Genomic DNA, 13,404 nt, shown 5'->3' on the forward strand with positions numbered 1-13,404 from the left:
AAAAGAATGAGACAGCATAAAAGATAAACCCTTCGGTGATCTCAATGGACATAAGATTGGCAATATTTGATCTCGACGGAACTCTCATAGGTGCCCCCATGACTTTCATGGAAATCAAGGAGAAGCTGAGAGAAAAACTTCTCGAAATTGGTATTCCCCAAGAAATAATAGGCGATCTCACACCCATGTATGAAAGCCTTTTCAGGATTGCAGAAGAGACCGGAAGAGATGTGAATGAACTGAAGAAGTTGCTTGAGGAGCTGGAAGTTAAAAGGGTGCATGAAAGCTTTCTGTTCGAGGGCACAAAAGAGGTTCTGGAGTTCCTAAAGAGCCAGGAAATAAAATTGGCAATTATGACAAGAAACTGCAGAAATGCAACACTTAAAGCTTTAAAGATGCATGGGATAAAGGATTATTTCGAGCTTATCCTCACACGGGACGATGTCTCCTGGAGAGAAGTTAAGCCGAATGAAATGCACATTAGAAGAATCCTCGAACATTTCAAAGTTCCTTCCACAAAGACCGTTGTTATTGGTGATCACGGATACGATATTATTCCAGCAAAAAAAGTCGGGGCTTTGAGCATTCTGATAACAGAACATGAAAGTGGAAGAATGAGCTTTTCCATCGAAGAAAAAGCAGATTTTGAAGTTCCAACTATGAAGGAACTCTTATCTCTCTTTCGCAGAATTTTAAATGCATATGTTGTTGTTCCAGCATACAATGAGGAGCACACAATTGGAAAAGTCCTTGATGACCTTCTTATGTACTTTAAGCCAGAGCACATCATTGTAGTTAATGATGGCAGCAGGGATAAAACAGAGGAAATAGCAAAAAGCAGAGGCGTCAGGGTTCTAACACATCTCGTTAACAGGGGACTTGGAGGGGCACTCGGAACGGGAATAAGATATGCTCTCCTCAAAGATGCTGAGCTTATAATAACCTTCGACGCAGATGGACAGCACTTAGTCAAAGATGCACTAAGGGTCATGAAACCCGTAGCTGAGGGCAAAGCTGACTTAGCCATTGGTTCGAGACTTAGAGGAGATATAAGTCAAATGCCCTTTATAAAGCGTTTTGGAAACTTTGTTCTCGATGCAATAACTGCGGTCTTTGCTGGCAGATATGTCAGTGACTCCCAAAGTGGATTAAGGTGCTTTAACAAGGAGTGTGCTTCCAAAATTAAGATAACATGTGACCGCTATGCAGTATCAAGCGAAATAATAATTGAAGCAAGCAAAAACAAGTGCAGAATTGTAGAGGTCCCCATTAGAGCCATTTATACTGAGTATGCTATGAAGAAAGGGACAAATGTGTTTGAAGGCATTAAAATAGCTTTAAATCTGCTTTTTGATAAATTGAGGTGAGTGGAAATGTTAGCGGTTCAGTATATAGCAATTGTGACAATCCTCGGTTTAATGATTTATGTTTTAAGCAAATATGGAAGAAGGGAATTGGAGTGGAAGGATTTTCTGTTCTGGGAAATCCTGCTTGTGGTAATGCTGATAATTACCCTCAAACCAATTGAAATTTCACTTGAGATCAAGAGAGTGCTTGGACTCGGCAGGGGTTTAGATGCCCTCTTTGTTGTAGCGATTGGAATAAGCTACTTGATGATCTTCAAGATATATTTAGCAGTTGATAGAGCAGAAAGGGAAATAACAGAGCTTACAAGAAAGATTGCAATAGAGCTGAGGGAAATAAATGAGAAGTTAGAAGAGATAAAGAAAAAAAGCTAATCCTTATCACAGAATTCATTTGCAAACAGTTCCTCTAAGAAAGCCTTAACTCTTTCCTTAGAGAGCTTGAACTGCCTAATTTTTATCATGCCTTTTTCCTGAGCTTCTTTAAGCAGAATCTCCGTAGCTTTGTTCGGATACATTTCCTCATAAACAATCTCCTTTATCCCAGCATTTACCAAGAGCTTAAAACAGGTGTCGCATGGAAAGTGGGTAACGTAAAGCGTTGCTCCCTCGAGGCTTATCCCTTTTCTCGCCGCCATTGCTATGACGTTCTGCTCAGCATGAACTGCTCTGTGACAATGCCCATCCACTATTAAACAACCAACATCAATGCAGTGATCCATGCCCCTTGGAGCTCCATTATAACCTGTTGCAAGAATGTATCCATCTTTTACAGCAACAGCACCAACTCTTAACCTTGGACACGTTGCCCTAAGTGAAACAAGCTTTGCTATCAGCATGAAATATTCATCCTTTGTAGGGCGGATTTTTTTAATTCGCTCTGCTTTTTTCTCATCCAGAACAATCTCAACTTTCACACTCTCACCCAAAGAAGGATTAAGAAACAAAATCTTAAAAGAATTTTTGAATCATTTAAGGGTATCCCTAAACATCGCTCCCTCAATCTCTGCAAGTATTCTCCATATCCTCTCATCATAGCTTGGATGAGTGTCCATAAAACTTTTCTTTTGTTTTCTTTCAATATTGGGCTCTATTCCTGGCAGAGCTGAAGCTCTAACGTTTATTCTCAGGTCTTCATAATACTTCAGCTCCTCAAGGGCTTCTTTAAGAGAAAAAGGTCTATCCAAGAGATACAACGCTGTTTCATCAGCTTTGAACTCTCTCTCTTTAAGAAATTTAAGTCTCTCAATTTCATAAAGCACATAAAGCCCCAGCGATGCAAGTACAGCAATTGTGTTATGAACAACTAATGAAACTGCTCCAGCCAAAAAAAGCATGAAATACCTACCATATGCTATAATGGGGAATATTACTGTGTCCCCATTTTTAATATGTCCGATTTCATGGGCAGCCACACCTAAGATCTGCTCTCTGTCCAATACTTCAAACAACCCCAAAGAGAGCACAATTGAATTGCCAAAGGAGTAGGCGTTCGGGATATAATCATCGAGGATGTAAACATAGGGCATCCCAATTCCCGCTTTATTAGCCATTCTGGCAATCCCATCATACAGCCAAGGCATGTCCTCCCACTCAAGCTTGGAGTGTTCCCTCTTAAGAGAGTGCCTGGTTACCCACAAATACATTAAGAGAAGCATAGAAACAGAGCCAAATACAACAACTAACCCAAATTTGCCCAAATATAAGACAGTTATCAAAATCTGAGCCAAGATTATGAGTCTCAGCATCTAAATCACTTCTTTATTTTCGAAAGGTATGCAAATGTCGCCTCTTTGAAATTATTCATAAGCGCGTTTAGTATTGTCTCAACGATCCTCTTTTCAAATTCCTCTCTTGTCGTTGTTATGCTGTACACATACCTCATCCCGCCCCTGCCAGTTTCAACACTTCTCTTCAAAAGCCCGCGTTCACAAAGACGGTTCATAAGTATGCTGACCGTTGAGCGCCTCATTTCTGGATGTTTCTCCTTCATGTGCTCATAGACCTCCCCAGCTGTGGCTATCTTTACCTTCCACATATACTCCATAATCTCCGCCTCTAACGGTGGCAGAACTGCTCTCAGTCCCTCTTCATTTAGCTTAAATTCATGGGGCTCCATTCTTTATCACTCTCCCGAAAATTATTTCGTATAGAGGATAAATAAACTTTATGTTTATATAAGTGAGCCAAGAATCTTTGTCATTCTGACAATTTGACAAATTTAGGGCTAAGAAAAAGTTATAAAGCCTGCTGGATTAACTTCGTGAGGGTCGTCATGAGGATAGTCTTTGATATTGGAGGCTCTGTTCTTGTTCCTGATAAACCCGATATTGATTTTATCAAAAAGCTTGCTTACCAGCTCGTCAAGATAAGCGAAGATCATGAGGTTGCCGTTGTTGTTGGAGGTGGAAGGGTTTCAAGAGAATACATTAAAGCAGCAAAAACATTTACCCCCAACGAGACATTCAAAGATTACATAGGGATCCACATCACACGGGCAAATGCTATGCTCCTTATAGCGGCTCTTGGAGAGAAGGCTTACCCTTTCGTTGTTCAAGACTTCAGAAAAGCCTGGGAAGTTATACAGCTCAAAAAGATACCAATCATGGGAGGAACTCATCCAGGACATACAACAGATGCCGTTGCTGCTCTTTTAGCTGAATATCTGCAGGCAGACCTTTTGGTTGTGATAACAAATGTTGACGGCGTTTACGACAGCGACCCAAGGGATAATCCAAACGCCAAAAAGCTCAGGAAGATTACAACCGCTCAGCTCGTAGAAATTGCCATGCAGGGAGAGAGCAAAGCGGGAGGAAGCAGCGTAGTTGATGCCTTGGCAGCAAAGTTCATCCAGAGGGGAAAGATCAGGACATATGTTGTTGGCAAGAATGATGCGATAAACCTCTTTGATGTCATCAGAGGAAAGCACAACGGAACGATTGTTGAGCCTGAACCTTAGATTTTTATACCCTCTTTTCAATTTTTCTTTGGTGGTAGTGATGAGAATTGTTGTCATTGGCTCTGGAACTGCTGGAAGCAATTTTGCACTTTTTGCAAGGAAAATTGACAGAAAGGCTGAGATTATTGTCATCGGGAAGGAAAAGACCATGCAGTACTCACCCTGCGCTCTGCCCTTCGTTCTCAGCGAAAAAATACCAAAGCTCGAAGACATAGTTGTCTTTCCAAACAGCTTTTATGAGAGGCAGAAAATCCAGCTGATGCTTGAGACAGAAGCAAAGGAAATCGATATGAAAAGGAAAGTTGTAATAACAGATAAAGGTGAAGTTCCCTATGATAAGCTCATCCTTGCAACGGGTTCAAGAGCTTTTGTACCTCCAATAAAAGGAGTTGAAAACGAAGGTGTCTTTACACTTAAAAGCATGGATGATGTGAGAAAAATCAAAGCCTACATTGAGGAGAAGAAGCCTAAGAAGGCTGTTGTTATCGGTGCTGGTCTTATAGGGCTGGAGGGAGCTGTAGCATTTAGGGAGCTCGGTATGGAGGTTCTGGTTGTAGAGCTTTTGGAGCATTTACTGCCAATCATGCTCGACAAAGATATGGCAAGGATTGTGCAGCAGCACTTAGAAGAGAAGGGCATAAGCTTTAGATTCGGTGTTGGAGTAAACGAGATAATTGGAAGCCCAGTCAAAACTGTCAAGATTGGAGACGAAGAAATCGAAGCCGATCTCGTTCTTGTAGCTACTGGAGTCAGGGCTAACATCGATTTAGCTAAAAAAGCAGGTCTTGAAGTCAATAAAGGAATAGTTGTAAACGAGTATCTACAAACCAGCGATCCAGACATTTATGCCATAGGAGACTGTGCAGAGGTCTTTGATGCAGTAACCGGTAAAAGAACCCTCAGTCAGCTCGGCACCACTGCTGTGAGGATGGCAAAGGTTGCTGCTGAAAACATCTTCGGCAAAAACGTAAGGTTCAAGCCCGTGTTCAACACAGCAATAACAGAGCTTTTTGATCTCGAAATTGGAACCTTTGGAATGACAGAAGAGAGAGCTAAGAGAGAAGGTATAAACGTTGTTGTTGGGAAGTTCAAAGGTTCAACTAAGCCAGAGTATTATCCCGGAGGAAAGCCAATCCATGTTAAGCTGATTTTCAGAAAAGAAGACAGAAAACTAATTGGAGCCCAGATAGTCGGTGGTGAGAGGGTTTGGGGCAGAATAATGACCCTCTCTGCTTTGGCACAGAAAAATGCCACAGTTGAGGACATCGTTTACCTTGAAACTGCTTACGCTCCGCCGATAAGCCCGACGATTGATCCAATAACCGTCGCAGCAGAGATGGCATTAAGGAGATTTAAGTGATTTCCCTTCTTTTTACACTCTCTTCTGGTGAACCTTCAATGAGGGACATCTACATCCACAACGGCAAATTCACAGAAGAGCATAAAGGCAAGCTGTTCTTGGACGGTCGGAGAAGGGTAAAGTTAAGCAAGCTCATGACTTACATTTTGAGACACTCTCCGTGGGAGTTCGATCTCAATCCAGACGACTTCGGATTTATTGAGCTTGACGAGTTCATTAAAGCCCTTAAAAGTGTTTATCCTTGGGTTGCAGAAGATCACGTCAGAGCTGTTGCTGAGCTTGATCCAAAGGGACGCTTTGAGATTAGGGAAGATAAAATCAGAGCACGCTATGGGCACAGCTACGAAGTGTTTTTAGACCACGAGGAAGATACGGAAAGCAGAATCCTTTATCACGGAACACCACGGAAAAATCTGGACAGCATTCTGAAAGAAGGATTAAAGCCCATGAAGAGGAGGTTTGTTCATCTAACAAAGGATAAAACCGAAGCATACTACACAGGCTTAAGACACGGAAAAAATGTCGTGATTCTGGTCATTGATGCAGAATGCTTAAGGAGAAAGGGCTACAGGGTATACAAAGCCGGTAAAAACGTTAGAATTGTTAAATACGTCCCACCCGAGTGCATAGTGCTGTGGGAATGATCTATTCCTGAAGTCTGAGCGTCAAAAGAAGGGCAAGACTGAGGGGAACCAAAGTCGAAAGGAACATCAGTTTAAAGTTAATTCCAGCCAAATACCCTCCAAGCATTGGTCCAATTGCCCATCCAAGGCTCATCATAGCATTTAGAAGTCCCATTGCCTGAGCCTTTTCACTTCTCTTGACCTTTAATGCCACATATGTCGAGGCAGAGCTGATGGTCATTGACCACTTAATTCCAGAGAACACACAAACCGCAACCATAAGCCAAAGACTTGTAGCAAAAGTGTAGCTAACAAAAACGGCCATATAACCAGCAATTGACAAAAGGTAGAAAAGCTTTGCCCCATACCTGTCTATCAGCCTTCCTATGAAGACAGCACTTACGGCAGCAGCTAACGAATCAATTCCAAAGAGCACCCCAACCCATTTTTCTCCAAAAAGCTCACCAAAGTAAACCGATAAAACTGAATACACTTCTCCCGACGCTATCATCACCAAAAGCACGGAAATATAGAAAAATTTCAAGTTTCCACGCATAAACTTTCTAAAAGCTGCACCTTCAAAGACAACCTTATCGCTTTCCCTTCCCTCTTGGACTGCTATTATACCGAAGTCCCTCTTTTTAGGCCTCACCCTTTCTGTTATCATCAAAACAAACAGCGTTCCAAGGATAGCAAATAAGAACGCAACAAAAAATGCTCCTCTAATTCCAAAATATTCTACGATAAAGCTCCCAAGAAAGTTCCCAAGCATGTATCCAGCGTTCTCAACTGAACTAAAGAACCCAAAGGCTGAGCCAACTTTAGTTGAGAGCTCCGAGATTAGAGCTGAATGAGCAGGCATCATGGCTGAAGTCAAAGCTCCCTGAAAAGCTCTCAAAATTAAAAGCAGGATTGGTGAAGAGACCAGAGCCATAAAAACATAAATCAAACCAGAGGAAAAGACTCCAAATGCTATGAAAGGTTTTCTCTTTTGAGTTCTATCCGAGAGATATCCAAATGGGTACTGAAAGACTGTTGAGGTGATATTGAATACCACACTCAAGAGACCAACGAAGAGCATTGTGCCCCCAATTATCCTCATATAGACGCTCAGGTAGGGAAAGGCTATGCCCCAAGAAACATTTGCAAGAAACATCCCGATAGCAAATAGGACAATATTTTTCCTTCTCTTCTGCTTTGTGTTAAATTTGCCCACTCTTTCTCTTAGCGCTTGCATCACTGCCTTCTCCCTCTTCATCGCTCTCAACTTTTCAAAAACGTTTTATAAACCTTTATCTAAACATTCAGAGGGGAATCTTATGTGCGACATATTAGTTGCCGCTCCAGATGCCACTAAAGAGGGAATAATGATTTTTGCCAAAAACAGCGATAGAGACCCAAATGAAGCTCAAATTCTGGAGTTTCTTCCAAGGCAGAAACATGAAGAAGAAAAGGTTAAGCTCACCTATGTTGAATTTCCGCAAGTTAAGGAAACCTACGCCGTAATCCTCTCGCGCCCCTGGTGGATGTGGGGAGCAGAGATGGGAGCCAATGAATTCGGTCTTGTAATCGGAAACACAGCTGTATTTACAAAGCTGAAAGTTCCTGAGAGGGGAATTTTGGGCATGGATATTATTCGCTTAGCTTTGGAGAGAACAAAATCAAGCAGAGAAGCTTTGGATTTTATAACTTCACTAATTGAAGAGTACGGCCAGGGAGGAAACGGAAGCTACGAGCATAAACTTTTGTATCACAACTCCTTCATAATCGCCGATAAAAACGAAGCGTGGGTTCTTGAAACCGCAGATAAGCACTGGGTTGCCAAGCAGATTAAAGATGTTTACTCCATCTCAAATGCCCTCACCATAGGGAATGAGTGGGATTTGGCATCGGAGAGCATTGAAAAACTTGCAAAGGAAAAGCCAAACTTCAACTTTGCTAAATATTTTTCCGACAGATTTTACACTCACTTTGCTCATGGCAGGGAGAGGAGAACTTTCACATACAAAAAGCTCAGCGAGAAAAAAGGGGAAATAACTCTTGAATATATGATGCAGATTCTTCGCTCTCACCAGGCTGAAGACTTTGAGCCTGCCAAAGGTTCTATGAGGGATATATGCATGCACTTTGGAGGCTTAACGAGGCCGTCTCAAACTGCCTCATCGCAGATATCGGAGCTTTACGACGATTTACCTGTGCACTGGTTTACAGGGACTTCACTTCCATGTTTAAGCATCTTTAAGCCAGTATACTTTGAAAGCGGAATCCCAGATTTGGGAGAGGAGCCGACGAACAAGTACAATCCAAACAGCTACTGGTGGAGATTTGAGCTCTTCCACAGAAAGTTTCAGATGAACTACAAAGCCTACATAGAGGAGTTTGCTGGGGAGAGAAACAAGCTGCAGAAAGAGATAATCGAAAGGGAGAGGCAAGTTAGAGAAAATCCATCTCCAGAAGACCTCAAGGCGTTAACGGAGTGGGCTTTCAAGGAAGAAAGAAAGCTAGTGGAGAATTGGAGTTCAAAGATTAAGTTAGGGAAGACACCATTTTTGTACAGCAGAAATTGGAAGAAAGTGAATGTGAGGGCTGGGATTAATTTATAATCTACAGTACTCTAAAGACCTTTGCTAATACCGGGTCAGCTATTTTATATCTGCCATTCTTCTTTTCAACATAGCCGTACTTTACAAGATTCTCGAGGAGATTTGAGAAGTTTGAATCATTGATGTAACCAAGCTTTAGAGTTACATAGTCTTTTATTTCGCTCCACTTCTCATAACCCAAAGCAATACTTTTAAGAATCATCCTGTATCTTGGACTGTATGCGAAGAGTCTCGACATTTCACTACCTATTGCTTTGTTTGCCTCTTTAAAAACTTCATCAAGAGCTTTTTTGTGACTGAGTCTTTGTGAAACTCTAAGGTAGCCATATAAGGCAAGCCATCCAACAATTCCATCAAGCTTTTCAACAGTGTCTTCAAGCTCAGATTTCTTAACTCTCTTTCCAGCCTCTTTAAATCCAGTTCTTAAAAATGAAAGACTCGTTTTTTCATCAAATCGCTTTAAAGCTATGTCTCTATGATATCTCCCAAAGAGTGGAGCCTCTGGGTTCTCAAACTTGAGGAAATCAAAAAGCAAACCAACTTCACTTCCAATAAGTATAAAGGTCAAGTTCGGTAGATTATCAACAGCATAAGCTAAAATGCCGTCGTACCTTGTAGCTCCCCCAAAGCGCAGATACTGGGCTTCATCAAAAGCAATAATAACCCTTGTTCCGTTTTTCTCTCCATAATCGTCAAGTGCTTTCAGGACATCAGTTAGGTTGAAGTCCTTTGAAAAACTGAAACTGAGCCCAGAGATTGTTAAACCTTTAACATTCTTTAAGAACATCTTAGCCTCTTCAAATATCTTTCTCTTTCCACTCAACGCTGAGAGGAAATAGCGTGCAATTAGGTAGCGGTTCACAGAAGAGTGTTCAAAATAAACCTCTCTAACGTCAATTTTTACACTTGGAAAGTCAATTTCATTAAGAGCAGCATTTAGTAGGGAGCTTTTTCCGAGTCTTCTAATTCCTAATAAGAGTATGAGCCTCTCACCATCCTCTATGGAAGATATAAGTTCACTAAACTCTTTATCTCTGTCAAAAAGCTCTTCTTTTTTGGTCTTTGGATATGGTGAAAATAACATAACTTGCACCCCTACAAGTAACTATTGGGGGTGCAAGTATATAACATTATCTCTGCCAAAGGGAAAGAATTTAGCTCAGTTAGTATCTTCGCATTGGGTAAAATAATCTTTAAAAAGCTAAATCTTTTCATAGCATTTCCCCTTAGCTCCAATCCTCTCTACTATTTTCTTGCAGGCTTCTCTTAGCTTTTGAGCATACTCCTCCGGAACTCCATCGTAGGTGAACTCCCAGGTGCCGAGCTCAATGCCTGCGGCATATTTCAGCTTATCCCTGTCTCTAAGCATCGGATAGAACTCAATGTGAAGGTGATAAAAATCATAATGACCTTTAAACGGTGCCTGAAAGACGTTCATCACATAGGGCATCTGCCTCTCAAAGAGGGCGTTAAGCGTTGCCGTTGTCATTCTCAGAATGTCGGCCAAATCTTCAATCTCCCCATTATTCAATTGCGTCAGCCACTGCACATGACGCTTGGGATAAATATGCACCTCAAAAGGCCAGTTCGCAAAGAAAGGCATGAAGAGAACAAAACTTTCATTTTCATAAATGACCCTCTCCCCTTTCATCTCTTCCTCCAGGATGCGGCAGAAGAGGCACTCGCCAAAGCGCTTGTAATGTTTCCTCGAGTTCTCAATTTTCAAACGAGCCTTTAGAGGGATAAATGGTAGAGCATAGAGCTGTCCATGTGGATGTGTTAAGCTAACACCGATCTCCTCACCCTTATTTCGAAAGATTGCAAGGTATGTAACATGAGGATTATCCTTTAATTCCATAGTTACATTTTTCCATAATTCAACAACCTTAACCATCTGCTCCAGAGAAAGTTCGTCCAAATCCTTCAGATTATGCTCCGGAGTTTCCACTATAACGCTGCACTGCCCGATAGCTCTGGCTTTTTTGTAGAAACCACCATTTTGAGGCTTTTCCGCTTTGAAATCAAGCATCGGAAACTTATTCGGCAAAAGAAGAACCTCCCAGCCAAAACCAGTTTCCTCACCTCCCGGACAGAAAGGACAGAAATTCTTAGGACGCCAGGGTCTCTTTTTTCTCACGGCAGAAACCATTATCCATTGGCCTGTTAGGGGGTTATAGCGGAGCTCCCTCATTCTCTCACCAGAGAAAAATGTCAGTTAAGCTTAATTTTTCTTTCGGTGCAAAATAAAAAAAGTCAGCCGAAGAGGTCTCCTATGACCTCCACCACCCTGTACACTTTTATGACCACCTTCACTGCAAAGATTCTTAGGGTTCTCCCAAACCCGACGCCGCTGTATCTTATCTCGCCCATTTTTAGGGCGTTTGCTCCCGTGCTCACGGGGTCTTCAGAGTTTATGATCCTCCTTGCAACGTCTTCGCTTGTCCATGCCCTCATCGTCGGCTCTGAAGTTCTGCCTTTTGAAAATTCCGTTATATAACCCCCTTCCGTCACGATGCCTATGCTGAGGACGCTGCCGTTTTCAAGGGATATCTCAAGGTCTATCCTCTCATTTCCGGTCATTCTTTTAATGAACCCGGGCAGATTATCAGCATTTTCATTGTACTTAGGTACATACTCCCTGAGAAGGTCAAAGAGAGTTTGCTCCTCAAGAATTTCGGCGGGTTCGGCTTCAAGCTCATTTATGCCGCCCGTACTTATCATGAGCCCCATTATGTTGTACTTAACGAACATTTCCGCATCCCCTGCCCATCCAACCTCAATGAGGTTTTCCTCCCCGAGAATCCCCTCATCCACGGGATACACAAGCTCGAAGGCATCAAGGTCAGGCTCATCGTCATAGGCAATAATGGGCTCGACCATTGTCAGCTCCAGCATTTCTCCGTTTATATAGAGCACTATGTTCCCAAACATCTTTTCCCCGTACTCCACGATCTCAGGTGTCGCCTCAACGAGTATGCTCACGTAGGGCTGATTTTTTGGATCGAGCTTTATAACCTTTAAAAACTCCTCATCGAGATCCCATGAAATCTGTCCCGGTCTTTTGGCTGTTCTTTTTGGAGGAACCGGCTGCCTTACGGGGTCCTTTATCGCTTTATCAAGGGCTGTTTCTGTCCTTTCTCTATTCCCGTGATCCGACACCCAGAATATGAGCTGCTCATTTTTGTTCATTTTCTTGCTGACATTTACAATAGCCTCATAGAGGGCTTTTTTGGTTCCGGGCCCGTCCACATAACTCGGCACATTCGTACCGTTGGGCAGCGTTTTTCCATTTCCAGCCAGAGCTATTATGTCTCCATCGGTAAAGCCCTGCTTTTTAAGTGCCTTATATATCCTATCAAGGTTGTTCCAGTGCCTCTTGCTGTCAGCATCTCCAGCAAAAAGGATGGCATGCTTGCTTGCCACATCAGAACCGTCAACCTTCTTTCCAATCTTTATATTGCCCCCCTTTCCAATCGAGGTGTACTGGGGGGTTTCCTTAAAGTCCAACCCGTAAGGGCCGCGTGGATCCTGCTGCTCTGCTCTTCTGGCAATCTCTCTCACCGTTGGGGCATCCTTACCCGTCCTCGCCAGCTCCTCCCCAACTTCCTTCGGGTAGTAACCTTCAGGTTTTTTGAACCCTCTTTTTGCCATCTCTGGCCAGCTTGAAGGGGTGTATCCATCGGCGAGACCCCAAGATGTTTCGTTATGCCTGGAAGCGCTCAAAAATGCCGCATCCCCGGTCCCTTTCAGCTTTTCTTTAAGGTCATCAATCATTCCTCCGCCAAAGCACTGGTTGAAGATGAAGACCATGTTCGCGTAGCCCGTCCTGTTGGCTATCCACATCCTCATCATGTTTGCAAGCTGCCAGTCGTAGACATAGCCACCGGAGCTCGTCACGATGCTGCTCGCATAGTCCTCCGGCTGGTCGTAGAAGTAGGAGCATTTTTCAGAATACAGAACCGCGGGAGTTATCTTGACCTCTATGAGGGCCTTCCCCTTATCCAGCTTTATCTCATATACTCCGGACTTTGTGACCGTTATGGAGCCCGAGCCGAGCTTCGTGTTTGAAAAGATGGTGTTGTACTCCTCCATGCTTACCTCAACATTTATCGGCTTTACCGGGGAGCACTCCTTGTGGCTGTAAAGCAGCCGCTTTTTTATATATCCATTTCGCCCCTTCAGCGTGTCCCAGTCGTAGTAGAACATGTTTATCTTTCCGTCTTTAGTATTGTGTTCGCTGTGCGTAACCTTATATGTGCCGATTATGTCCGCGTATCCGTTCGCCCCGTCATCCATATCCTTGCTCAGGGACATGCCTATAAAGTACACATTTATCTGAACCGCGGGCTGACCAGGCGGGTCAAAATGGGCTCCTATTGGAGATGTAGCCATTGAAAATATGACCAGAATGGCAAACAGCAAGCGTTTTTTCAATATTACCACACACCCAAACAGTTTTCATTAGACAACTAAAGTTCCAAGTTCTTTCACCAAA

The 13,404-nt window shown here is 42.8% G+C and carries 13 protein-coding genes; 6 read left to right on the forward strand and 7 right to left on the reverse strand.

The genetic code is table 11. From position 1 onward, the window contains the following. Nucleotides 1-44 precede the first annotated feature (44 nt). Both VFC49_RS02910 and VFC49_RS02915 read left to right on the forward strand, forming a co-directional pair. The gene (locus VFC49_RS02910; protein ID WP_324736101.1) at nt 45-1,367 is read left to right on the forward strand and encodes an HAD hydrolase-like protein; all 1,323 of its coding nucleotides are present in this window, start codon (nt 45-47) and stop codon (nt 1,365-1,367) included. A 6-nt stretch (nt 1,368-1,373) separates the two neighbouring features. Next, nucleotides 1,374-1,739: a DUF2304 domain-containing protein gene (locus tag VFC49_RS02915; RefSeq protein WP_324736605.1), complete on the forward strand. Its 366-nt coding sequence runs from the start codon at nt 1,374-1,376 to the stop codon at nt 1,737-1,739. On the opposite strand, the gene VFC49_RS02920 is transcribed toward VFC49_RS02915, so the two are convergent. The 3 genes from VFC49_RS02920 to VFC49_RS02930 are packed head-to-tail and all read right to left on the reverse strand — an operon-like array spanning nt 1,736 to nt 3,483. Further along, nucleotides 1,736-2,281: a cytidine/deoxycytidylate deaminase family protein gene (locus tag VFC49_RS02920; RefSeq protein ID WP_324736102.1), complete on the reverse strand. Its 546-nt coding sequence runs from the start codon at nt 2,279-2,281 to the stop codon at nt 1,736-1,738. The two genes, VFC49_RS02915 and VFC49_RS02920, sit on opposite strands and share 4 nt — an antisense overlap. Nucleotides 2,282-2,332: 51 nt before the next feature. Beyond that, nucleotides 2,333-3,112: a M48 family metallopeptidase gene (locus VFC49_RS02925; protein WP_324736103.1), complete on the reverse strand. Its 780-nt coding sequence runs from the start codon at nt 3,110-3,112 to the stop codon at nt 2,333-2,335. A 5-nt stretch (nt 3,113-3,117) separates the two neighbouring features. Next, a complete protein-coding gene (locus VFC49_RS02930) occupies nt 3,118-3,483 on the reverse strand; it encodes a BlaI/MecI/CopY family transcriptional regulator (RefSeq protein WP_324736104.1) in 366 nt (121 codons plus the stop codon). 156 nt (nt 3,484-3,639) lie between these two features. Here VFC49_RS02930 and pyrH point away from each other — a divergent pair, with 156 nt between their 5' ends. The 3 genes from pyrH to VFC49_RS02945 all read left to right on the forward strand — a co-directional run bounded on the left by pyrH (nt 3,640) and on the right by VFC49_RS02945 (nt 6,327). Next, nucleotides 3,640-4,323 carry a UMP kinase gene (gene pyrH / locus VFC49_RS02935; protein WP_324736606.1) on the forward strand — a complete coding sequence of 228 codons (684 nt, stop codon included), beginning with the start codon at nt 3,640-3,642 and terminating at the stop codon, nt 4,321-4,323. A 40-nt stretch (nt 4,324-4,363) separates the two neighbouring features. After that, nucleotides 4,364-5,683, forward strand: coding sequence for an NAD(P)/FAD-dependent oxidoreductase (locus VFC49_RS02940; protein WP_324736105.1), 1,320 nt, complete (start codon nt 4,364-4,366; stop codon nt 5,681-5,683). Between the two features lie 134 nt (nt 5,684-5,817). Beyond that, the gene (locus tag VFC49_RS02945; protein WP_420719625.1) at nt 5,818-6,327 is read left to right on the forward strand and encodes an RNA 2'-phosphotransferase; all 510 of its coding nucleotides are present in this window, start codon (nt 5,818-5,820) and stop codon (nt 6,325-6,327) included. 1 nt (nt 6,328) lies between these two features. Here VFC49_RS02945 and VFC49_RS02950 read toward each other — a convergent pair whose 3' ends face one another. After that, the gene (locus VFC49_RS02950; RefSeq protein ID WP_324736106.1) at nt 6,329-7,564 is read right to left on the reverse strand and encodes an MFS transporter; all 1,236 of its coding nucleotides are present in this window, start codon (nt 7,562-7,564) and stop codon (nt 6,329-6,331) included. Nucleotides 7,565-7,625: 61 nt separating this feature from the next. Here VFC49_RS02950 and VFC49_RS02955 point away from each other — a divergent pair, with 61 nt between their 5' ends. Next, nucleotides 7,626-8,909 (forward strand): C69 family dipeptidase, encoded by a 1,284-nt coding sequence (locus tag VFC49_RS02955; protein ID WP_324736107.1) that lies wholly within the window; start codon nt 7,626-7,628, stop codon nt 8,907-8,909. A gap of 1 nt (nt 8,910) precedes the next feature. On the opposite strand, the gene VFC49_RS02960 is transcribed toward VFC49_RS02955, so the two are convergent. From VFC49_RS02960 to VFC49_RS02970, 3 genes are all read right to left on the reverse strand, one after another. Then, on the reverse strand, nt 8,911-9,993 hold the full coding sequence (locus VFC49_RS02960) for an ATP-binding protein (RefSeq protein WP_324736108.1): 1,083 nt from the start codon (nt 9,991-9,993) through the stop codon (nt 8,911-8,913). Nucleotides 9,994-10,110: 117 nt separating this feature from the next. After that, nucleotides 10,111-11,100 carry a galactose-1-phosphate uridylyltransferase gene (galT, locus tag VFC49_RS02965; protein ID WP_324736109.1) on the reverse strand — a complete coding sequence of 330 codons (990 nt, stop codon included), beginning with the start codon at nt 11,098-11,100 and terminating at the stop codon, nt 10,111-10,113. A gap of 62 nt (nt 11,101-11,162) precedes the next feature. Further along, nucleotides 11,163-13,352 (reverse strand): hypothetical protein, encoded by a 2,190-nt coding sequence (locus tag VFC49_RS02970; RefSeq protein ID WP_324736110.1) that lies wholly within the window; start codon nt 13,350-13,352, stop codon nt 11,163-11,165. Between the last annotated feature and the right edge of the window lie 52 nt (nt 13,353-13,404).

The sequence above is a fragment of the Thermococcus sp. SY098 genome (assembly GCF_035621495.1).
Lineage (GTDB): Archaea > Methanobacteriota_B > Thermococci > Thermococcales > Thermococcaceae > Thermococcus_B.

Excerpts from the sequence above, each read along its gene's own strand:
- VFC49_RS02910 (WP_324736101.1), top strand. The coding sequence starts at position 45 with ATGGACATAAGATTGGCAATATTTGATCTCGACGGAACTCTCATAGGT.
- VFC49_RS02915 (WP_324736605.1), top strand. The coding sequence starts at position 1,374 with ATGTTAGCGGTTCAGTATATAGCAATTGTGACAATCCTCGGTTTAATG.
- VFC49_RS02925 (WP_324736103.1), bottom strand. The coding sequence starts at position 3,112 with ATGCTGAGACTCATAATCTTGGCTCAGATTTTGATAACTGTCTTATAT.
- VFC49_RS02930 (WP_324736104.1), bottom strand. The coding sequence starts at position 3,483 with ATGGAGCCCCATGAATTTAAGCTAAATGAAGAGGGACTGAGAGCAGTT.
- pyrH (WP_324736606.1), top strand. The coding sequence starts at position 3,640 with ATGAGGATAGTCTTTGATATTGGAGGCTCTGTTCTTGTTCCTGATAAA.
- VFC49_RS02940 (WP_324736105.1), top strand. The coding sequence starts at position 4,364 with ATGAGAATTGTTGTCATTGGCTCTGGAACTGCTGGAAGCAATTTTGCA.
- VFC49_RS02945 (WP_420719625.1), top strand. The coding sequence starts at position 5,818 with ATGACTTACATTTTGAGACACTCTCCGTGGGAGTTCGATCTCAATCCA.
- VFC49_RS02950 (WP_324736106.1), bottom strand. The coding sequence starts at position 7,564 with ATGAAGAGGGAGAAGGCAGTGATGCAAGCGCTAAGAGAAAGAGTGGGC.
- VFC49_RS02955 (WP_324736107.1), top strand. The coding sequence starts at position 7,626 with ATGTGCGACATATTAGTTGCCGCTCCAGATGCCACTAAAGAGGGAATA.
- VFC49_RS02960 (WP_324736108.1), bottom strand. The coding sequence starts at position 9,993 with ATGTTATTTTCACCATATCCAAAGACCAAAAAAGAAGAGCTTTTTGAC.
- galT (WP_324736109.1), bottom strand. The coding sequence starts at position 11,100 with ATGAGGGAGCTCCGCTATAACCCCCTAACAGGCCAATGGATAATGGTT.